The sequence below is a fragment of the Streptomyces sp. NPDC048370 genome, assembly GCF_043200825.1.
In the GTDB taxonomy this organism is placed as follows: domain Bacteria; phylum Actinomycetota; class Actinomycetes; order Streptomycetales; family Streptomycetaceae; genus Streptomyces.
Window position 1 is genome coordinate 1 of record NZ_JBICYI010000004.1, and the last position, 21,472, is coordinate 21,472.

The 21,472-nt window shown below is 72.2% G+C and carries 15 protein-coding genes; 9 read left to right on the top strand and 6 right to left on the bottom strand.

Features of this window, described 5'->3' with window-relative positions:
• The first annotated feature begins 227 nt into the window (after positions 1–227).
• Together ACGFYP_RS10835 and ACGFYP_RS10840 are read left to right on the top strand one after the other, a co-directional pair.
• Complete coding sequence (locus ACGFYP_RS10835; protein ID WP_393489240.1) at positions 228–1,988, top strand: phosphatidylglycerol lysyltransferase domain-containing protein; 1,761 nt, start codon at positions 228–230, stop codon at positions 1,986–1,988.
• The gene (locus tag ACGFYP_RS10840; RefSeq protein WP_393489244.1) at positions 1,985–2,746 is read left to right on the top strand and encodes a hypothetical protein; all 762 of its coding nucleotides are present in this window, start codon (positions 1,985–1,987) and stop codon (positions 2,744–2,746) included. Before ACGFYP_RS10835 ends, ACGFYP_RS10840 begins: the two co-directional genes overlap by 4 nt.
• On the opposite strand, the gene ACGFYP_RS10845 is transcribed toward ACGFYP_RS10840, so the two are convergent.
• A complete protein-coding gene (locus tag ACGFYP_RS10845; protein ID WP_393489248.1) occupies positions 2,635–3,453 on the bottom strand; it encodes a hypothetical protein in 819 nt (272 codons plus the stop codon). The genes ACGFYP_RS10840 and ACGFYP_RS10845 overlap by 112 nt on opposite strands.
• A gap of 67 nt (positions 3,454–3,520) precedes the next feature.
• Here ACGFYP_RS10845 and cobS point away from each other — a divergent pair, with 67 nt between their 5' ends.
• Positions 3,521–4,288, top strand: coding sequence for an adenosylcobinamide-GDP ribazoletransferase (gene cobS, locus ACGFYP_RS10850; RefSeq protein WP_393489252.1), 768 nt, complete (start codon positions 3,521–3,523; stop codon positions 4,286–4,288).
• A 189-nt stretch (positions 4,289–4,477) separates the two neighbouring features.
• On the opposite strand, the gene ACGFYP_RS10855 is transcribed toward cobS, so the two are convergent.
• Genes ACGFYP_RS10855 through ACGFYP_RS10870 form a run of 4 tightly spaced genes read right to left on the bottom strand, consistent with a single transcriptional unit; the run spans position 4,478 to position 10,220 of the window.
• A complete protein-coding gene (locus tag ACGFYP_RS10855) occupies positions 4,478–5,104 on the bottom strand; it encodes a spherulation-specific family 4 protein (protein ID WP_393489256.1) in 627 nt (208 codons plus the stop codon).
• A gap of 9 nt (positions 5,105–5,113) precedes the next feature.
• Positions 5,114–6,625 carry a hypothetical protein gene (locus ACGFYP_RS10860; RefSeq protein ID WP_393489260.1) on the bottom strand — a complete coding sequence of 504 codons (1,512 nt, stop codon included), beginning with the start codon at positions 6,623–6,625 and terminating at the stop codon, positions 5,114–5,116.
• Entirely contained in the window at positions 6,622–8,142 is a 1,521-nt protein-coding gene (gene pelF, locus ACGFYP_RS10865) for a GT4 family glycosyltransferase PelF (protein WP_393489263.1), read from the bottom strand. The genes ACGFYP_RS10860 and pelF overlap by 4 nt, the downstream gene beginning before the upstream one ends.
• Positions 8,143–8,189: 47 nt before the next feature.
• Positions 8,190–10,220 (bottom strand): hypothetical protein, encoded by a 2,031-nt coding sequence (locus ACGFYP_RS10870; protein ID WP_393489266.1) that lies wholly within the window; start codon positions 10,218–10,220, stop codon positions 8,190–8,192.
• 325 nt (positions 10,221–10,545) lie between these two features.
• On the opposite strand from ACGFYP_RS10870, the gene ACGFYP_RS10875 reads away from it, so the two are divergent.
• The 6 genes from ACGFYP_RS10875 to ACGFYP_RS10900 all read left to right on the top strand — a co-directional run bounded on the left by ACGFYP_RS10875 (position 10,546) and on the right by ACGFYP_RS10900 (position 20,487).
• Positions 10,546–12,060, top strand: coding sequence for a leucyl aminopeptidase (locus tag ACGFYP_RS10875; RefSeq protein WP_393489269.1), 1,515 nt, complete (start codon positions 10,546–10,548; stop codon positions 12,058–12,060).
• A 284-nt stretch (positions 12,061–12,344) separates the two neighbouring features.
• The gene (lpdA, locus tag ACGFYP_RS10880; protein ID WP_361961819.1) at positions 12,345–13,733 is read left to right on the top strand and encodes a dihydrolipoyl dehydrogenase; all 1,389 of its coding nucleotides are present in this window, start codon (positions 12,345–12,347) and stop codon (positions 13,731–13,733) included.
• Between the two features lie 62 nt (positions 13,734–13,795).
• Positions 13,796–15,598 (top strand): 2-oxoglutarate dehydrogenase, E2 component, dihydrolipoamide succinyltransferase, encoded by a 1,803-nt coding sequence (sucB, locus tag ACGFYP_RS10885; protein ID WP_393489277.1) that lies wholly within the window; start codon positions 13,796–13,798, stop codon positions 15,596–15,598.
• 120 nt (positions 15,599–15,718) lie between these two features.
• Positions 15,719–16,342, top strand: a complete 624-nt coding sequence (locus ACGFYP_RS10890; RefSeq protein ID WP_393489282.1) for a GntR family transcriptional regulator — start codon at positions 15,719–15,721, stop codon at positions 16,340–16,342.
• Positions 16,343–16,772: 430 nt separating this feature from the next.
• A complete protein-coding gene (gene aceE / locus ACGFYP_RS10895) occupies positions 16,773–19,478 on the top strand; it encodes a pyruvate dehydrogenase (acetyl-transferring), homodimeric type (RefSeq protein WP_393489288.1) in 2,706 nt (901 codons plus the stop codon).
• 46 nt (positions 19,479–19,524) lie between these two features.
• A complete protein-coding gene (locus tag ACGFYP_RS10900) occupies positions 19,525–20,487 on the top strand; it encodes a helix-turn-helix transcriptional regulator (RefSeq protein ID WP_393489293.1) in 963 nt (320 codons plus the stop codon).
• On the opposite strand, the gene ACGFYP_RS10905 is transcribed toward ACGFYP_RS10900, so the two are convergent.
• Positions 20,478–21,416, bottom strand: coding sequence for an SDR family oxidoreductase (locus ACGFYP_RS10905; protein ID WP_393489297.1), 939 nt, complete (start codon positions 21,414–21,416; stop codon positions 20,478–20,480). The two genes, ACGFYP_RS10900 and ACGFYP_RS10905, sit on opposite strands and share 10 nt — an antisense overlap.
• Positions 21,417–21,472: the final 56 nt, after the last annotated feature.

The window sequence follows — 21,472 nt, forward strand, 5'->3', positions numbered from 1 at the left end:
GGGAGCGGGGTCTGGTGCCGTGGATCGCAAGGCGGAGGAGGGAGTCAACGCGGAGCGTTGGCGACCGACGACAACGCGGCGAGGCACGGTGCCAGACCCCGCGAGCCCGGCATGATCCAAACGAAAGGCCCTAGCCGGATCACGGCGCCGGAAGCGGGCCCGCCACGAGCGGGCGACCACTTCCGGCGCCCCGCCGTGGCGAGCGATGCCCCATATGATCGCTTTTCATGGGAGAGGTCCGTTTGTCCACCGAAGGAACGCCCCGGGGCACCGTCCGTTCGCGGCGCAGCGCCGCGTTCGCCGTCTGGTATCTCCGCGCCGTCACGTTCATCAACTTCCTGAGCGCCGTGTGGGTCTCCCTCGGCCAGGACCTCCGTCGGCACAACACGGACAACTACTTCACTCCGTACATGCTGACCGCGGGCTTCGCCTCGGGCGTCTTCACGCTCTTCCTGGCGATCACCATGCGCCGCCGCAAACGCGCCGCGTGGATCCTCAACATCGTCCTCAGCGGCCTCTTCCTGCTGCTCTTCGCCTTCGCGATGATCTTCCCGGAGATCCGGCAGCACGCCCAGAACTGGATCTCGCTCGTCCTCACCGCCGCGTTCGTCCTCGCGCTGGTCCTCGGCCGCAAGGAGTTCTACGCGAAGGGCGACCGCTCCAACCCCTGGCTGGCCGCGATCGTGGCGGTCGGCGGCCTGTTGGTCACCTCGCTGCTCGCCGCCGTGCTCGTCACCGTCACCAACACCTCCACCGGCACCTCCACCTTCCTGGAGCGCTGGCGGTACGGCGTGATGCGGCTCGTCACCCTGGCCGCCGACGACTCGCGCTTCGACGGGATCGCCACCCCCGGCTGGGTCAACGTCACCATCAACGTCCTGTCCACGCTGCTGATCATCGCCGTGCTCTACGCCGCGTTCCGCTCCCGCCGGGCGGTCGACCCGCTGACCGAGGCGGACGAGGACAAGCTGCGCACGCTCCTCGACAAGCACGGCGACCGCGACTCGCTCGGCTACTTCGCGCTGCGCCGCGAGAAGAGCGTCGTGTGGTCCCCCAGCGCGAAGGCCGCCGTCGCCTACCGGGTCGTCGGCGGGGTCTCGCTCGCATCCGGGGACCCCATCGGCGACCCCGAGGCCTGGCCCGGCGCGATCGAGCCGTGGCTCGCCGAGGCCCGCGAGCACGGCTGGATCCCGGCCGTGATGGGCGCGAGCGAGGAGGCCGGCACCGTCTACGCCCGGCACGGCCTGGACGCCCTTGAGCTGGGCGACGAGGCGATCGTGGAGACCGACGAGTTCACCCTCGACGGCCGGGCGATGCGGACGGTCCGGCAGGCCTTCAACCGGGTCAAGCGGGCCGGGTACGAGGTGCGGATCCGGCGCCACGAGGACATCCCCGCCGAGGAGATGGACGCGCTGCTCCGCAAGGCCGACGACTGGCGCGACGGCGCGACCGAGCGGGGCTTCTCGATGGCGCTCGGCCGGCTCGGCGACCCGCGCGACGGGCGGTGCGTGATGCTGGAGTGCACCGACGAGCAGGGCGACCTGCGGGCGGTGCTCTCCTTCGTGCCCTGGGGGCCGAAGGGCCTCTCGCTCGACCTGATGCGCCGCGACCGGGACTCCGAGAACGGCCTGATGGAGTTCATGGTCATCGAACTCCTCCAGCGCGCCAAGGAGATCGGGATCACTCAGGTCTCGCTCAACTTCGCCATGTTCCGGTCCGTCTTCGAACGTGGCTCGAAGCTCGGGGCGGGGCCCGTGCTGAGGATGTGGCGTTCGCTGCTCAGCTTCTTCTCCCGCTGGTGGCAGATCGAGTCGCTGTACCGCGCCAACGCCAAGTACCGACCGATCTGGGAGCCCCGCTTCATGCTCTTCGAGAAGAGCGCCGACCTGCTGCGCATCGGCCTCGCCGCCGGTCGCGCCGAAGGCTTCCTCGAAGCCCCCGGCCTGCCGAAGTGGCTGCACCGCAAGCACCTGGAGGGCCGACGGTGAAGTCCGCCCTGAAGGGCTTCGCCCGCCGCGAGTGGGGGCCGCTGTACACCGCCGTACGGACCGCCCTCGTCACGAAGAAGTGGCGTGCGGTGCCCATGACGCTGGCCGCGGTCTGCCTCACGGCGCTCTTCCAGCTCGTACAGAACCAGGACTGGGGCTACCAGCCGGTCCAGAACATCGGCTCGGTGCGCGCGGAGGACCCGGTCTGGCTCGCCCTGCTGCGCACCCCGCTCTCGCTCTTCGTTCCCGCCCTCGACCTGCCGGTCTGGGGCGCGCTCGCCCAGGTCCTGCTGGTCTTCGGCATCGCCGAGATCTGTCTGGGGCGGTGGCGGACGCTCGCGATCGCGTATCTGGCGACCCTCGCGGGGACGCTGTACGCGCGCGTGGGCATCGCCCTCGGCCCCGACAACCCGCTGGGGCTGCCCGCCTCCGACGCGCGGGTGGTGGACACCGGCCCTTCGGCGGCCGTGGTCGGCCTCGCGGTGTACGTCTGTTGGCGCTACCGGGCCCGGTGGACCGCGGCGCTCGTGGTCGTCGCGATGGTGGTCGAGGTGCTCGTCAAGACCAACCTGGCGGGCAAGGAGCATCTCGCGGCGATCGCCGCCGTGCTCGTGCTCATGGCCGTCACGGCCTGGCGCGAGCGCCGTCAGTCGCCACCGCCGGGACCCGAAGGCCCGGAGGGTCCGGGTGGTCCCGAGGGCCCCGAGCCCGAGCTGCGTCCCGGCACCCGTTCCTGGAAGCCGCCGATCACGTCCTGAGCGCGTCGGCGCACCCGGTCCCAGCGCCGGTCGTGCCGGTAGGTGCGCAGCCGGGACTTGGCGCGGGCCCGGTGGCGCCTGCGGTAGAAGTGGCGGGACCACCAGGAGCCGGGCCTGGCCAGCCGGACGGCGCCGACGATCGCGACGAACGGCACCAGCGTCCCCAGCACCGCGATCCGGAACTTCCCCTTGACCAGGGCGATCAGGACGAAGAGGAAGTTCACCACGAGGGTGAGGACGACGGTGGCGCGGTTCTGACGTTCGTCGGGGGTCAGTTCGTTGACGCCGAGCGGCGAGAAGCCGCCGAGGACCAGCACGACCAGGGCGGCGGTCAGCACGACGACCTCGACGCTCTTGCGGCCCTGGTCGCTCCAGTAGACGTCGTCGAGGTGCAGGATCAGCGCGAACTCGTCCAGGACCAGGCCCGCGCCGATCCCGAAGACGGCCGCGAAGACGCAGGCGGTGACCCCTTCCCGGCCGCTGGCGACCGCGCCGAAGCCGCCGACGACGGTGAGGACGACACCGGGGACGACATGGTGGATGTGCAGCCCTCCGGCGGACTTCACATTGCCGAACGGGCCCTTCCCCGCCCGGATCATCCGCACGATCGTCCGCGTGATCAGGAAGGTCAGCACGAAGGACGCGAGGGCGATGAGCAGCGGGAGCTTCCCCGGCTCGACGAAGTTGCGATAGAACCAGTGACCCATGCCACCCGCTTCCGATTTGTACCTGATGCGCAATTTACCGCGTGAGGCCCTGCCTTACCCTGCCCGGATGGACGGCCTGCGTTTCGCCTTCGGCACCCTCACCGTGTTGCCCGCCCGCATCACCCGCTGGGACCGGGACGCGGCGCGCGCCGGCATGCTCTGGGCCCCCCTCGCGGGCCTCGTCCTCGGCCTCTTCGCGGCCGCGCTCGGCGGGGTGCTCCTGCTGCTCGGCTCGGGGCCGCTGCTCGCGGCGGTCGCCACGGCGGCCGTCCCGGCGCTGATGACCCGCGGTCTGCACCTGGACGGGCTCGCGGACACGGCGGACGGGCTCGGCAGCGCGAAGCCCGCCGACGACGCGCTGCGGATCATGAAGCAGTCGGACATCGGCCCGTTCGGCGTGATCACCCTGCTCTTCGTCCTGCTCGCCCAGGTCGCCGCGCTGTACCGGCTGTACGAGGAGGGCTGGGCGTACGGCACGGTCGGCGCCGCCCTCGCCGCGACCGTCGCCCGCCTCGCCCTCACCCACGCCTCCCGCGAGGGCATCCCGGCGGCCCGCCCGGAGGGCCTGGGGGCGATGGTCGCCGGCACCGTCCCGGTCCGCGCCGCGGCCCTGGTGACGGCGGCCGTCCTGGTGGTGTGCGCGGCGACGGGGCTGCTCCTCTCCCCGTACGACGCCCTGCGCCAGGTCCTCGCGACGGGCGCGGGCCTCGCGGCGGCGGCGCTGCTGCTGCGCCGCTGCGTCCGGCGGTTCGGCGGGGTGACGGGCGACGTGTTCGGCGCGGTGGAGGAGACGGCGGCCACGGCGGTGCTCGTGGCCCTGACGCTGGGCCTCTAGGGAGTGTCCGGAAAGTATGGTCGTCCGCCCGAAGGGCGGGGCTCGCGGCGTCCGGTGCGTGCGATCGCAAGGCGCCGGGATGCTCTCGTAGCGGAGCTACGTGGGCATTTCGGCAACGCGGCGAGCGTGCGTGCCGGACGCCGCGAGCCAGGCCAGACTTTCCGGACGCGACCTAGGGCCTCGTCGCGGCTACGGCCTCCGTTCCAGGCCGTGCGGGAGCGTGCCCCAGGGGTGGGCGCCCGTGCCGGGGACCGCGCAGTGGACGCGGGTGACCGGCAGGGCGTCCCGGGGCGCCGCGTAGACCAGGTGGCAGTAGTGGTCGGCGACCGGGAGTTCGAGGCCGCGGTAGGAGTCCCAGGGGCCCTCGAAGGTGACGAGCAGGTCGGCGAGTTCGGCGTAGCCGGGGTCGGGGTGGGCGCCGTGGTTGAGGACCAGGGTGCGGACCCCGGCGGCGCGGGCGGCGACGCCGATGCGGCCGACGTGGGCGAGGGCCTCGTGCGCGGTCGGCACCTGGTCGAGGAAGGCGCCGTCGACCCCGTACCAGTCGCGGTGGCGCAGCAGTTCGGCGACGACCTCGCCGTGCGGGCGGCGGCCGTAGGCGGTGTCGGTGTAGCCGAGGACGCGGGCCCCGGCGGCGCGGAGCCGTTCCGCGACGGCGGCGAAGGCGGGGTCGGGGGCCGGCCCCGCGCCGTTCGCGGGGTTGAGGACGACGCCGTACAGCGAGGCGGCCGCCCCGACGACGGCGTCCCATGCCTCGGGGCGGTCGGCGGGATGCTCGTAGAAGGGCACGATGAGGGAGGGGTGGGAGGGGGTCACGGACCTTCCTCAGACACGGTGGGCGGTCGGGCGGACGAGCCGGGCGCAGGTCAGGACGGCCATGACGGCGGCGGCCACGGCGGCGACGAGCGGTCCCGAGGTCGGGGCGAGGGTCTGGGCCGCCGCCGCGAGGGTGCACACGACGGCCGCGCCGCGCACCGCGCCGAAGGCCTGGAGGAGCAGGCCGAGCCAGAGCACCACCCCGACGAGCAGCAGCCCGAGCAGCCCGGCGCCGTCCGGCGTGGGGGCCCCGGGCCACAGCAGGGAAGTGGCGGCGGCCAGGGCGAGGAGCACGGCGAGATAGGCGCCGAGGCAGTGCGCGAGGGTCCCCGCCGCCGTCCGCCGGAAGGCCCGGGCGCTGGTGAGGGTCCGAAGCCCGGCGAGGCTCTGGCGGCGGAAGCGGTGCAGCAGCCACTCGGCGGGCCCCATGGAGAGGGTGAGCGCGAGCACGGGCCCCGCGCCCGTCACGAGGGCGTCGCCGCCGCCCGCGTACAGCACGAGCAGTCCGGTGCCGAGGCCGAAGAGGCCGTACGGGACGGAGGCGAGGAGCGGCGGGCCCGAGCGGGTCCTTCGGGGGCCCGGCCGGACCGACCCTGGCCCGCTCGCCACGGCGGCGGCCGGCCGTGAGCCTGATCCTGAGCCCCGGCGGCGCAGGACCCTCGCCGCGAGGGTGGCAGCGGGGCCTGGGCCGGGTCGCCGTGGGCCCCCGCCGCGGAGCACCGTCGCCGCGAAGGTGACGGCGGCCGCGAGGGAGAGCGCGGGGAGCCCGGCCCTGAGCGCGTCGGGGAGGTCGTACCAGAACGCGGGCACGGCCCCGGCGAGCGGGGCGAGCGCGCAGAGCAGGGCGCGTTCGCGGCCGAGGACGAGCAGGACGGTCGCGGCCCCGAGGTAGAGCGACTGGCCCGCGGCGAAGACGACGACCGGCCACTCGCCGGGGCCCGCGGCCGCGAGCGCGACCGCGGAGCCGACAACCGCGCCCGCCGGGGCGCCGAGGAGCAGGCTGCGGACGGCGCCGGCCCGGTCGCCGAGCCCGAGCCAGGTGTACGCGCGGTGGGAGAGGGCCTGGTTCCAGACCCAGCCGGCCACGGCACCCGCGAGCAGCGGGACCGTCCCCGCACCGCCCAGGAGCGGTGCCCCCAGGACGTACGCGAGTCCGGGCAGGGCGAAGACGAGACCGCGCAGCAGACAGCCGCCGAGCCCGTGGTGCCAGGGCCCGGCGGGCGTGGTGTCGGGCTCGGGGTGCCGCCGCTCCACGCGCGCGTAGAGGTCCTCTGCGAGGGCGAAGGAGTCGGCGCGGCCGTAGGTGAGCCGGATGTGGTCGTCCGTCATCCCGTCGGACTCCAGGATCGCGGCCATCTCGTCCGGATGCACGGCGTCGGCGGCCAACTCGGCGAGCCGGTCGGCGAGTTCGTCGATGGGGTCGGCGGCAAGGGTCGCCGATCCGGCGGTCGCCCGCTGGCGCGGGATCACCGGCAGGGTGTCCCGCATCGTGCCGTTCTTCAGCCAGAGGGAGCCGCTCATGACAGGGAGCCTCCGCCGACGAGTTCCGGCCGCCAGGGGTCGGTGAGGAGCACCGTCCAGTCCTCCGGGGGCTCCGGCGCGGCAGGCACGGGCGGCTCGCCGGCCAGTTCGCGGTAGATCCGGCGGAAGCCGTCCACCGAGCGGTGCAGGGTGAACCGGTCGACGACCCGCTGCCGGGCCCTCTGCCCCAGTGCGGCCCTCCGCTCGCCGTCCCGCAGCAGTTCGGTGACGGCCGCGGCCATGACGGCGGGCTCCCGGGGCGGGACGACGAGCCCGGTGTCGCCGACGGCCTCGCGCACCCCGCCGACATCGGTGGAGACGGTGGCCCGGCCGCAGGACATCGCCTCGATCAGGGAGAACGGGAACCCCTCGCTGATCGAGGAGAGCATCACCACGCTCCCGGCCGCGTAGGCGCGGGCCACGTCGGAGACCCGGCCCTCGAAGGTGATGCCGTCGGTCACGCCCAGCTCGGCGGCGAGCTTCTCAAGACGGGTGCGGTAGTCCTCGTTGCCCGCCGGGACCGGACCGAACAACCGCAGCCGCAGCTCGGGCAGTTCGGCACGGCTGATGGCGTACGCCCGGATCAGCGTCTCCAGGTCCTTGATGGGGTCGACGCGGCCGCACCAGCTGAGGGTGGGGACCTCCGGCTCGGGCCCCGCGTAGGGGAAGGCCTGCGGGTCGACGCCGTTGTAGACGGTCCGGATGCGGGCGGTGGGGGCGCCGCCGCGCTCCTCCCAGCGCCGGTTGTACTGGTTGCAGGGGGTGATGAGGTCGGCCTTGCGGTAGCCGAGGGTGTTGAGCTCGCGGTAGAAGCCGAGCATGAGGGCCTTGACGGGCCAGCGCTGGGCCTCGGTGCGGTAGCCGAGGTAGCGCTCGCGGAGGTAGATGCCGTGTTCGGTGAGCAGGAAGGGCACCCCTTCGAAGTGCTGGGCGGCGAGCGCCGGCAGCGTCGCGAGTCCGCTGGAGACCGCGTGGGCGACGCTGTCGTCGGGTATCCGGGCGGCGAGCGGGCGCAGCGCGTGTTCGAGTAGGTCGGTGGCGGTGAGCGCGTCGTGGATCGTGGGGCGTGCGGCGGCCGTCGGCAGATGCGGCATGGTCCAGATCCACATCAGCGAGCGCAGCACGCGTTCGGAGCGCAGGGCGGCGGTGAGCCCGCCGCGCCGGGCGAGGTCGGCGAGGGCGTAGAGGCCCTCGCCGAAGTCGCAGCCGGAGTCGGGGTCGAGGATGGAGAGCAGGAAGCGCTCGTAGGTGTCGACGAAGCGGCGCCGTTCACGGCCCCGCGGGGCCCGCCCCCGCTCCGGGGCCTGGCCCCAGAGCGGGAAGGCGGTGTGCCGGTAGATGTTCGGCGGCAGCTCCCAGGTCACGGGTTCGCGGCCGTTGCCGGTGAGGGCGAGGATCTGGAAGTCGACCTCGGGCATGCCCCGGACGAGCTGGTCGCACCAGGTGCTCACTCCCCCGTGGACGTGCGGATAGGTGCCTTCGGTGAGCATGGTGACGTGACGGCCGCGGCTCGGCATGTGCGTTTCCCCCCAGAACGTACGGTGGTCGGGTCGTACGTGGTCGGTCAGGCCGTCGGGAGCTTGAGCGTGGTCGTGGACTGGAGCGCCTCGGGGGCGGTCCAGGCCGAGCGCGCTCCCGCGTAGGCCGTGCCGAACACCGTCGTACCGAGCAGGAGTTGCTTGCGCGTCCCCTCGGGGGCAGTGACCGGGGCGGTCACTCCGGAGGGCGCCTTGACGGTGACGGCGGTGCCGATGCGGTAGGCGGTGACCTGGCCCGCGGTGAGCGCCCGGTCCCAGGCGGCCCGGCGGTCCAGCTCGACGCCGACGTCGCGCTGACGGGGGTTCACCAGCGGTGCGTTGTCGGCGAACAGGCCCCGGTAGTCGGCGAGGACCCGGTCGAGGACGGGGTAGAGGATGCGGTCCTCGGCCAGGTTGGACTGGTGGACGTAGTGCGGGCGCGGGTCGTTGGCCACCACGTGGGAGAGGGCCGTGCGGGCCTCCTGCGGGGCGATGTGGCCGGCGTACCCGGTGGCGGTGTCGAGCGGGGCGGGCAGGCAGGTGGAGGCCGCGTTGGACTCGCAGATCCCACTGCCGCCGTCGGCCCGCGAGGTGTAGACCCAGTTGTACTCGTCGGCCATCTCGGCGGCCGTGCCCACGTTGTAGTACACGTTCATGGGGTGGCGCGGGACGGTCTTCGCGGCGCCGACCGTCCTCTGCTGCGGCTCACGGGAGTTGTCGCTGGCGATCCACTTCACTCCGTTGTCGGAGAGCGCGCCGGCCAGGTTCGGGTTGTCGACGGGCTGCTGCGGCGAGGTCTTGAGGCCGGAGTGCTCGCCGGTGACGAGCTCGGTGCGGTCGACGGAGATCCCCTTGGCGACGGCCCAGTTGTGGTTGTCGCGGATCTGGGCGCCGATCACGCTCCGGCTCGTCCACTGGGTGGCCCCGGCCGTGTTCTTCGCGCACTGCCAGGGGACGGTGCTGGTGTCCTGGACGCAGCCGAGGAAGGGGTGCGTGTAGGTGTGGTTGATCCAGCGGTACTGGGCGCGGTCGGCGAGCAGCCGGGTGGTGAGCGGGTCGGTGCCGCCGTGCTCGGTCTTCCACTGCTCGCCCTGGCCGCCGTTGTAGACCATGTCGAGGGTGAAGCCGGCGGACTTCTGCCAGGCGGCGGCGTACGCGGCGTCGTCCACGGTCATCCGGATCGGGTTCTCGCCGGCCTCGCCGTCGCCGCCGGGGCAGTCGAAGTCGCCGGGGGTGCAGTTCCGTGCGGTGTCCCAGCGGGCGTCGGGGGCGAAGACGTCGTCGACGTGGACGGAGAAGTAGTTCCGGCTCTGGCCGAGGTGGACGCCCTCGGTGAGCCACTCGACGACGCCGCGCGCGAGGACCCGGAACTGCCGCTGGTACTGGTTGTAGGCGAAGGTGACGACGAGTTCGCGGCGCCCGTCGTGGGCGTACTCGCCGATCAGGCTCGCCCGTCCGCCGCCGGGGACGGGCACGTCGAGGAGGCTGGTGAAGCCCTCGCGCGGGCGGCCCGCGTAGCCGTGGCTCTCGGAGATCGAGGGGTCGTTGTCCTCGAAGGTCACCGCCCCGTCGAGGTACCGGAAGGGCCCGGCCTTGCCGGCGGCGGTGACGGCGGCGGTGGTGCCGTCGAGGGAGCCGGAGTGGCCGCCCTCGCTGGTGTAGTCGAGGCCGACGCCGGGGTGGGCCCAGGTGTACGCGTCGACCTGCGGGATCCGGAAGGTCCGCTCGTACGCCGTGAGCGCCGCCTGCTCGGGGGAGTCGGGGCCGAAGGCCGACTCGTGGGGCAGCACGACGCCCTGGAACTTGGCCCGGGAGCGCCCCGAGACCGTGTCGCTGAGGAAGCCGGCGTTGATGACCGGGCGGCCGGAATCGGCCAGATCGACCCGGCGGTACGGGACGCCCGTGGAGCGCAGCTCGGCGATGATCGCCTCCACGGCGCTGCCGCCGTCGTCGACGACCAGGACGGTGAGGTCGACCCTCGGGACCGGCGGTGCGGCGGCGCTCGCCCCCGCCGACGGGACGACGGTGGCCAGGAGCGCGGCCGCGAGCAGGGTGGCGGTCCTGGCAGTTCTGGGCATGCGGGATCCGGCAGAGTCCATCGGTGTGGTGTCCCCCCTCGACAGGTCCGCCGGACGCGGAGGACCTGTGGAGATGATGCGGATGATGCAAAGGAGCGAGTGCTGCCCTTGCGCGAATGAGGCGAGTGTGGACGAGCTCACCGACTCTGAGGGGTAAACGTGAAAGAGACACCACGGATGAGTGAATCACCGTCGCCGTGAGCGAACACGAACAGCGAGCGTAGGCTCGTTCTCGGCGCTCTCCGGGCCGAAATACGATGCGGCGGGCATGGTCGGCCCATCCCTCGACCGCCACAGAACTCAATGGAAGCGAGATTTCACCACCGTGACTGCTCTCACTCTCAGCACAGCCGGCGCCGCGACGCTGCGCGCCGACGCCCTCGTCGTCGGTGTCGCGAAGTCCGGCAAGGGCCTGGTCGTCGCCCCCGGCGCCGAGGCCGTGGACAAGGCGTTCGACGGGAAGCTGGCCGCCGTCCTGGAGACCCTGGGCGCGGCGGGTGCCGAGGGTGAGGCGACCAAGCTGCCCTCCCCCGCCGGTCTGAAGACCCCCGTCGTCCTCGCCGTCGGCCTGGGCTCCGCCCCCGAGGACGGCGTGTCGTACGGCGCCGAGGCGCTCCGCCGCGCCGCCGGTACCGCCGCCCGCACCCTGCACGGTGCCAAGAAGGCCGCGTTCGCGCTGCCCGTCGCCACCGCCGAGGACGCCGAGGCGATCGCCGAGGGCGCGCTGCTCGGCGCGTACGCCTACACCGCGTACCAGGACTCCAAGAACGGCAAGGACGCCAAGAAGCCGCTGGCCGAGGTGGCCCTGCTCGGTGCCAAGCCGCGCGACAAGGCCCACAAGGCCGCCGCCGAGCGCGCGCTCGCCCTCACCGAGGAGATCAACCGCGCCCGCGACCTGATCAACATGCCGCCGAACGACCTCTACCCCGAGACGTTCGCCGCCGCCGTCACCGCCGCCGGCAAGGAGCACAGCCTCAAGGTCCAGGTCCTCGACGAGAAGGCGCTCGACAAGGGCGGCTACGGCGGCATCCTCGGCGTCGGCAAGGGCGCGGTCCGCGGCCCGCGCCTGGTCCGGGTCGCCTACACCCACCCGAAGGCGGAGAAGACCCTCGCCCTGGTCGGCAAGGGCATCACCTACGACTCGGGTGGCATCTCCCTGAAGCCGGCCGGCCACAACGAGACGATGAAGTGCGACATGAGCGGCGCGGCCGCCGTGTTCGCCGCCGTCGTCGCCGCCGCCAAGATCGGTCTGGCCGTCAACGTCACCGGCTGGCTCGCGCTCGCCGAGAACATGCCGTCGGGCTCGGCCACCCGCCCCGGCGACGTGCTGCGGATGTACAGCGGCAAGACCGTCGAGGTCCTCAACACCGACGCCGAGGGCCGGCTCGTCCTGGCGGACGCGCTGACCCGGGCCTCGGAGGAGAACCCGGACGCGATCGTCGACGTGGCGACCCTGACCGGCGCGATGGTGCTCGCCCTCGGCAACCGCACCTTCGGCATCATGGCCAACGACGACGACTACCGCACCGCGATCCACGAGATCGCCGAGGAGGTCGGCGAGCAGTCCTGGCCGATGCCGCTCCCGGCGGACCTGCGCAAGGGCATGGACTCCCCGACCGCCGACATCGCCAACATGGGCGAGCGGATGGGCGGCGGCCTGGTCGCCGGTCTCTTCCTCCAGGAGTTCGTCGGCGAGGGCATCACCTGGGCCCACCTGGACATCGCGGGTCCGGCCTTCCACGAGGGCGCGCCGTACGGCTACACCCCCAAGGGCGGCACCGGCTCCGCCGTCCGCACGCTGGTGAAGCTGGCGGAGAAGACCGCCGACGGCGAGCTCTGACCGCCCGGTGACACGGAGCGCGGCCCCGGGACCCCCGTCCCGGGGCCGCGCGTGTTCACCCACAACGAAATCCGTACGTTCGTACGGCCCGGTTACCTGTCCGTACGGGCGATCGGCCGGTCTCACACACCGGCCCCGCGTCCCGCCTTCCGGCAACAAGTGCGAAGATGGGTTCTCGGCAGGACAGGGCCCCCACCACAGGGCCGACATAAAAGCGGCCGGACACCAGCCGCCGCCCGGTCACAGGAGACCGGCGACGAGCGCACATGCATGGAGGACGTGACGTGGCGAACGACGCCAGCACCGTTTTCGACCTAGTGATCCTCGGCGGCGGTAGCGGCGGTTACGCCGCGGCGCTGCGCGGAGCGCAGCTGGGCCTGGACGTCGCACTGATCGAGAAGAACAAGCTCGGCGGCACCTGCCTGCACAACGGCTGCATTCCCACGAAGGCCCTGCTCCACGCCGGCGAGGTCGCCGACCAGGCGCGCGAGGCGGAGCAGTTCGGTGTCAAGGCCACCTTCGAGGGCATCGACATCAAGGCCGTGCACAAGTACAAGGACGACGTGATCTCGGGCCTGTACAAGGGCCTGCAGGGTCTCGTCGCCTCCCGCAAGGTGACGTACATCGAGGGCCACGGCCGGCTCTCCTCCCCGACCTCCGTCGACGTCGACGGCCGTCGCGTCGAGGGTCGTCACGTCCTCCTCGCCACCGGTTCCGTGCCGAAGTCGCTCCCCGGTCTGGAGATCGACGGCAACCGGATCATCTCCTCGGACCACGCCCTGACCCTGGACCGTGTCCCGGAGTCGGCGATCATCCTCGGCGGCGGTGTCATCGGCGTCGAGTTCGCCTCCGCGTGGAAGTCCTTCGGCACCGACGTGACGGTCATCGAGGGCCTGAAGCACCTGGTTCCGGTCGAGGACGAGAACAGCTCCAAGCTTCTTGAGCGCGCGTTCCGCAAGCGCGGCATCAAGTTCAACCTCGGCACCTTCTTCCAGTCGGCCGAGTACACCGACAACGGCGTCAAGGTCACCCTGGCCGACGGCAAGACCTTCGAGGCCGAGGTCCTGCTGGTCGCCATCGGCCGCGGCCCGGTCTCCGCCGGTCTCGGTTACGAGGAGCAGGGCGTCGCGATGGACCGCGGCTACGTCCTCGTCGACGAGTACATGCGCACCAACGTGCCGACGATCTCGGCGGTCGGCGACCTCGTCCCGACGCTCCAGCTGGCGCACGTCGGCTTCGCCGAGGGCATCCTCGTCGCGGAGCGTCTGGCCGGTCTGAAGACCGTCCCGATCGACTACGACGGCGTGCCCCGGGTGACGTACTGCCACCCCGAGGTCGCCTCCGTCGGCATCACCGAGGCCAAGGCCAAGGAGATCTACGGCGCGGACAAGGTCGTCGCCCTGAAGTACAACCTCGCGGGCAACGGCAAGAGCAAGATCCTGAAGACCGCGGGCGAGATCAAGCTCGTCCAGGTCAAGGACGGTGCCGTGGTCGGCGTCCACATGGTCGGTGACCGCATGGGCGAGCAGGTCGGCGAAGCGCAGCTGATCTACAACTGGGAGGCGCTGCCGGCCGAGGTCGCGCAGCTCATCCACGCCCACCCGACGCAGAACGAGGCTCTCGGCGAGGCGCACCTGGCGCTGGCCGGCAAGCCTCTGCACTCCCACGACTGACGCTCACGTCATCAACGGGCGCGACGACCACTTCCCGCAATTCGTTAGGAGCAACTGAAACCATGTCGGTTTCCGTAACCCTGCCGGCGCTCGGCGAGAGCGTCACCGAGGGCACCGTCACCCGCTGGCTCAAGGCCGAGGGTGAGCGTGTCGAGGCCGACGAGCCGCTGCTCGAGGTCTCGACCGACAAGGTCGACACCGAGATCCCGGCGCCCGCGTCGGGCATCCTGGCCTCCATCAAGGTCGCCGAGGACGAGACCGTCGAGGTCGGCGCCGAGCTCGCGATCATCGACGACGGCTCCGGTGCGCCGGCCGCCGCTCCGGCCCCGGCCGCCGAGGCCGCTCCGGCTCCGGCCGCCGCTCCGGCTCCGGCCCCGGTGCAGGAGGCCCCCGCGGCCCCCGCCCCGGCCCCCGCCGCCGAGGCCCCGGCTCCGGCCGCCGCCCCCGCCGGTGGCGCCACCGGTACGGACGTCGTCCTGCCGGCGCTCGGCGAGTCCGTCACCGAGGGCACCGTCACCCGCTGGCTGAAGTCGGTCGGCGAGACCGTCGAGGCCGACGAGCCGCTGCTCGAGGTCTCCACGGACAAGGTCGACACCGAGATCCCGGCCCCGGCCTCGGGTGTCCTCCTGGAGATCGTCGTCGCCGAGGACGAGACCGCCGAGGTCGGCGCCAAGCTGGCCGTCATCGGCGCCGCCGGTGCCGCTCCGGCCGCCGCCCCGGCCCCGGCCGCTCCGGCTCCGGCCGCTGCTCCGGCTCCGGCCGCTCCGGCCCCGGCTCCCGCCCCGGTGGCTCCGGCCGCTCCGGCCCCGGCTCCCGCCCCGGTGGCTCCGGCCGCCCCGGTCGCCGCTCCGGCTCCGGTCGCGCCCGCCGCTCCGGTGGCCGCCCCGGCCCCGGTCACCCCGGCTCCGGCCGCCGCCCCCGCCGCCGCACAGCCGGCGGACGACGGCGCCTACGTGACCCCGCTGGTCCGCAAGCTCGCCTCCGAGAACGGCATCGACCTGGCGTCCGTCAAGGGCACCGGCGTCGGCGGCCGTATCCGCAAGCAGGACGTCCTCGCGGCCGCCGAGGCCAAGAAGGCCGCCCCGGCCCCCGCCGCTGCCGCCCCGGCCGCCGCGCCGAAGGCCCCGGCCCTGGAGGCCTCTCCGCTGCGCGGTCAGACCGTCAAGATGACCCGCATGCGCAAGGTCATCGGCGACAACATGATGAAGGCGCTGCACGGCCAGGCCCAGCTGTCCTCGGTCGTCGAGGTCGACATCACCAAGCTGATGAAGCTGCGCGGCCGCGCCAAGGACGCGTTCGCCGCCCGTGAGGGCGTCAAGCTGTCCCCGATGCCGTTCTTCGTCAAGGCGGCGGCCCAGGCGCTGAAGGCCCACCCGGTCATCAACGCCCGGATCAACGAGGACGAGGGCACCATCACGTACTTCGACTCGGAGAACATCGGCATCGCCGTCGACTCCGAGAAGGGTCTGATGACGCCGGTCATCAAGGGTGCGGGCGACCTGAACATCGCCGGTATCTCCAAGGCCACGGCCGAGCTGGCCGGCAAGGTCCGCGGCAACAAGATCACCCCGGACGAGCTGGCCGGTGCGACCTTCACCATCAGCAACACCGGTTCGCGCGGTGCGCTGTTCGACACGATCATCGTGCCGCCGAACCAGGTCGCCATCCTGGGCATCGGCGCGACGGTGAAGCGGCCGGCCGTCATCGAGACCGCCGAGGGCACCGTCATCGGCGTCCGCGACATGACGTACCTGACGCTCTCCTACGACCACCGTCTGGTGGACGGCGCCGACGCGGCCCGTTACCTGACGGCCGTCAAGGCGATCCTGGAGGCCGGCGAGTTCGAGGTCGACCTCGGTCTCTAAGGCCACGTGGCTTGGCAACGTAACAAGCCTCACCTGCGGCGCCCCCGCCCGGAAGTGTTTCCGGGCGGGGGCGCCGCCGTATTGTCTTGAGTGTCAACGCGTCCCTTAAGGAGGGGCTTCATGAGCGTCCCCGTCGTCCACTCGCTGCGCGAACAGATCCGCGAGCACATCGTGGAGGGCATCGTCAGCGGGCGCTGGAAGCCGGGCGAGCGCATCGTGGAGCGTCGGATCGCCACGGAGCTGGAGGTCAGCCAGACTCCGGTCCGCGAGGCGCTGCGCGAGCTGGAGTCGCTGCGGCTGATCGAGTCCTCGCCCAACAAGGGCGTACGGGTACGGAACCTGACGGCGGCCGACCTGGAGGAGAGCTACCCGGTCCGGGCGGGCCTGGAGCAGATCGCCGCCGAGCTCGCGGCGACCCGCCTCGCGGCCGACTGCTCGGCCCTGGAGCCGCACGTGGCGGCCCTGTACGAGGCGGACCGGACGGCCGACGGCACGGCGCAGGTGCGGCACACGGTGGGCTTCCACCGCGAGCTGGTGAAGGCGGCCGGGAACAGCGTGCTGCTGCACACCTGGGAGGGCCTGGGCATCGAGGTCTTCACGGCCCTGTCGATCCGCTGGCTCGGCACGGTCCAGAAGTCGTACGCGGAGGAGCACCAGGAGCTCGTCGAGGCCTTCCGCCGGGGCGACCCGACCATCGGCGCGCTGGTCAAGGCCCACGTCCTGGGCTGCGCCCCGCGGGCCTGAGACGCCCCTGAGGGGCTGATGCACCCCCCGAGGGGCTGATGGGCCCCCGAGGGCCTGAGGTGCCTCTGAGGGCCTGAGGTGCCTCTGAGGGGCTGAGGTGCCTCTGAGGGGCTGAGGTGCCTCTGAGGGGCTTGAAATCGCCCCCGTACAACCCCCGTACACCCATGAGCGGGCCCCGCACCGGGGCCCGCTCATTCGTGCGAGTGCCCTCTCATCCGGTCCCCCACCTGCGAAAACAAGGCACCCGGTGCCCGTTTTCGCGGCACCCTGTGCCGACTTTCGTCTTCCGACGAAGTTTTTCCCTTCAACACTTTGATCGATCATCGATCGGCGGCTTACAGTCTTCGGCGGGCCGCTACCCGGCCCTTCGCCCTGTCCTGCCAGACAAGGCACCCCTTCTCCACCCCCATCTGTCCGGAAGGCGGCGATCATGACCGATCCCGTAGGCAAGATTCCGAGCGAGCTCGACCAGCTCCCGGACCGTGACACCGAGGAGACCGCCGAGTGGGCGGCCTCCCTGGATGCCGTCACCAAGGCCGCCGGCCCCCACCGGGCCGCCTACCTGATGCGCCGCACGCTCCAGCACGCGGAGGGCGCGGGCCTGGCCCTGCCCAAGCTGCTGGAGACGGACTACGTCAACACCATCCCCACATCCTCCGAGCCGGCCATCGACGGCGACGAGGAGATGGAGCGCAGGATCACCGCCTGGAACCGCTGGAACGCCGCCGCCATGGTGACGCGCGGTGCCAAGCACGGCGTCGGCGGCCACATCGCCACCTTCGCCTCCGCGGCGTGGCTCTACGAGACCGGCTTCAACCACTTCTTCAAGGGCAAGGAGTCCGGCGACGCCGCCGGTTCCGGCGACCAGCTCTACATCCAGGGCCACGCCTCCCCCGGCATCTACGCCCGCGCCTTCCTCGACGGCCGCCTCACCGAGGCGCACCTCGACAACTTCCGGCAGGAGTCCGGCGGCAACGGTCTGCCCTCCTACCCGCACCCGCGCCGCCTCCCCTGGCTGTGGGAGTTCCCGACCGTCTCCATGGGTCTGGGCCCGCTCTCCGCCATCTACCAGGCGCGCTTCAACCGGTACCTCACCAACCGCGGCATCAAGGACGTCTCGTCCTCGCACGTGTGGGCGTTCCTCGGCGACGGCGAGATGGACGAGCCCGAGTCGACGGCGGCCCTCGCACTCGCCGCCCGCGAGGGTCTGGACAACCTGACCTTCGTCATCAACTGCAACCTGCAGCGCCTCGACGGCCCGGTCCGCGCCAACTTCAAGATCGTGCAGGAGCTGGAGGCCCAGTTCCGCGGCGCCGGCTGGAACGTCGTGAAGTCGCTGTGGGGCAACGCCTGGGACGAGCTGTTCGCGCTCGACACCGACGGCGCCCTCGTCCGCCGCCTCCGCGAGGTCCCGGACGCGCAGGTCCAGACGTACCAGACCCGCGACGCCGCCTACATCCGCCAGGACTTCTTCGGCTCCCACCCCTCGCTCGTCGCGATGGGGCAGCTGCTGAGCGACGACAAGATCCTGGAGTGCTTCCACCTCTCGCGCGGTGGCCACGAGCCGCGCAAGGTCTACGCCGCGTACAAGGCCGCCCTGGAGTTCAAGGGCGCGCCGACGGTGATCCTCGCGCAGACCGTGAAGGGCTTCACCCTGGGTGAGGGCTTCGCGTCGAAGAACGCGAACCACCAGATGAAGAAGCTCAGCACGGACGAGTTCAAGGCCATGCGTGACCTGCTCGACCTGCCGATCTCCGACGCGCAGTTCGTCGACGGTGTGGTGCCCTACGGCCACCCCGGCGTCGACTCCCCCGAGGTCCGCTACCTCCAGGAGCGCCGCGCGGCGCTCGGCGGCCCGGCCCCGGCCCGCCGCGTCCAGCCGCTCGCCCCGCTGCCGGCCCCGGCCGACAAGGCCTTCGCCGCCTTCGACAAGGGCTCAGGCTCGCAGTCGGTCGCGACCACGATGGCCTTCGTCCGTCTGGTCAAGGACCTGGTCCGCGACAAGGAGACCGGCAAGCGCTGGGTCCCGATCGTCCCGGACGAGGCCCGTACCTTCGGCATGGAGTCGCTGTTCCCGTCGCTCGGCATCTACTCGCCGAAGGGCCAGACGTACGAGCCGGTCGACCGTGACCAGCTGATGTACTACAAGGAGGCCGTCAACGGCCAGATCCTCAACGAGGGGATCACCGAGGCCGGTTCGATGGCCGACTTCATCGCCGCTTCCTCGTCGTACGCGACGCACGGCGAGGCGATGATCCCCTTCTACATCTTCTACTCGATGTTCGGCTGGCAGCGCACCGCCGACCAGATGTGGCAGCTCGGCGACCAGCTCGGCCGCGGCTTCCTCGTCGGCGCCACCGCGGGCCGTACGACGCTGACCGGTGAGGGCCTCCAGCACGCCGACGGTCACTCCCCGGTGATCGCGGCGACCAACCCGGCCGCCCTGACGTACGACCCGGCGTTCGCCTACGAGGTCGCGGCGATCGTCAAGGAGGGTCTGCGCCGGATGTACGGCGAGGCCGCCGAGGGCGAGGACCAGAACGTCTTCTACTACCTCACGGTCTACAACGAGCCGATGCCGCAGCCGGCCAAGCCGGCCGGGGTCGACGAGGGCATCATCAAGGGCCTCTACCGCTTCAACACGGCGGACTCCGCCGGCCTGGACCTCCCGGCGAACGCCACGCGGATCCAGCTGCTCTCCTCCGGTACGGCCATCCACTGGGCCCTGGAGGCGCAGAAGCTGCTCGCCGCCGAGTGGGGCGTGGGCGCCGACGTGTGGTCCGCGACCTCCTGGACGGAGCTGCGGCGCGACGCGCTCGAGGCCGACGCGGCGCTGCTGCGCGGCGAGGAGCAGGTGCCGTTCATCCGCAAGGCGCTGGAGGGCGTGGAGTCCCCGGTCCTGGCCGTCACCGACTACATGCGTCAGGTCCCGGACCAGATCGCCCAGTGGGTCGAGCAGGACTGGTCCTCGCTCGGTGCCGACGGCTTCGGTCTGTCGGACACCCGTGACGCGGCCCGCCGCCACTTCGGTGTCGACGCGCAGTCGATCGTGGTCGCGGCCCTGGCCCAGCTCGCCCGGCGCGGCGAGGTCCCGGCCTCGGCCGTGAAGGAGGCGCGCGAGCGCTACGGCCTGTAGACCGGGCTCTCGTCCGGTTGTCAGTGGCGGCACGCATGATGGCGTCATGCGTGCCGCCCGGCTTATCAAGATGGTCCTGCTCCTCCAGTCCCGGCCCTCGATGACGGCGGCCGAGCTGGCGCAGGAGCTGGAAGTGTCCGAACGGACCATCACCCGCGATGCCCTCGCCCTCTCGGAGGCGGGGGTTCCGGTGTATGCGGACCGGGGCAGGGCCGGCGGGTACCGGCTGATCGGCGGGTACCGCACCCGGCTCACGGGCCTGGCGCGCGGTGAGGCGGAGGCGCTGTTCCTGTCCGGACTGCCGGGCGCGCTACGGGACATGGGCCTGGAGGACGCGGCCTCGGCGGCCCGGCTGAAGGTCTCGGCGGCGCTGCTGCCCTCGCTGCGCGACGCCCCGGAGTCGGCGGCGCAGCGCTTCCACCTGGACGCACCGGGGTGGTACCAGGAGCCCGAGACGCCCCCGTTCCTCGCGCCGATCGCGGAGGCGGTCTGGGACGACCTGATGATCTCGGCCCGCTACCGCCGCGGGGACACCGAGGTGGAGCGGGATCTCGCGCCGTACGGCCTCGTCCTGAAGGCGGGCGTCTGGTACCTGTGCGCCCGGTCGGGCACGGCGTTCCGTACGTACCGGGTGGACCGCTTCACGGCGGTCGCGCGCGGCGAGGAACGGTTCGACAGGGACGGGGAGTTCGACCTGCCGGCCTTCTGGGAGGACCGCGCGACGGAGTTCGCCCGCTCGATCCTGCGCGCCGAGGTCGTGCTGCGGCTCTCGGGGGCGGGGGCGCGCCGGCTGCCGTACGTGACGGACCGCGCGGCGGCCGAGGAGGCGCTCGCGGGCGGCGCCGAGGACGCCGAGGGCCGGCTGACGGCGACGCTCCTCGTGGAGAACGAGGAGGTCGCCTTCAGCCAGCTGCTCGCGCTCGGCGCGGAGGCGGAGGTGCTCCGACCCGAGTCGCTCCGGGCCCGTTTCGCGGCGGCGGCGGAGGGCCTGTCGGCGCTCTACCGGTAGTCCTCCACCGACACGTCCTCGCCCGTCTCCCCGGCCTTCTCCTTGGCGATGATGAAGCCCCAGGCGTCCGGCTGCGAGCCGTCGGCGTCCGTGAAGCCGTACTCCTTGGCCAGCTGCCCGCTGGAGAGCGACTGCCCTGTCCAGCGGGCCCGGTCGGGGTCGGCCGCGAGGGCGGCGACCGCTCGGCCGACGTAGACCGGGGACTCGGCGACCGCGAAGTCGGGAAGTTTCTCGGTCGCGTCGCGCCAGTTCGCCTCGCTCACCCCGAAGTGGTCCAGCATCTGCTCGGACCGCAGCCACCCGGGCGTGACCGCCACCGCCGTCCCTCCCACGTCCTTCAGGTCGTGCGAGAGCGCGTACGCCATCCGGATCGGGGCGTTCTTGGTGAGGTCGTAGAAGAAGTTCTCGCGGAACCGGCTGTTGTATTCGGCCGTTCCGTCGGTCACCTCCACGACCAGACCGCCCGGGTTGCGGATCAGCAGCGGCAGCGCGAGCGCGCTGGTGACGGCGTGGGTCTTCACCCCCAGCTCCAGCATCCGCAGGCCGCTGTCGAGGTCGGTCTCCCAGATCTTCTTGCCGAAGGCGGGGACGAGCAGGTGCTCCCCGCCCCACACGTCGTTGACGAGGATGTCGAGCCGGCCCCGCTCGGTGTCGATCCGCTCGACGAGCGCGCGGACCTGGTCGATCTCCAGATGGTCGGTGGGCACGGCGACGCCCTCGCCGCCGGCCGCCGACACCAGCTCGGCCGTCTCCTCGATGGTCTCGGTCGTGCGGCCGACCTCGCTGACCTTCTCCCGGGTGGTGCGCCCGGTCACGTACACGGTGGCGCCCGCCGCCCCCAGCTGTACGGCGATGGCCCGTCCCGCGCCCCGCGTGGCGCCCGCGACCAGTGCGATCCTGCCGCTCAGCGGCTTCGTTTCCGTCTCCATGGTGGGAGCGTGACAGGAAAGTACGACATCTCCTGTCCGATTTGATTTTGGCTGTT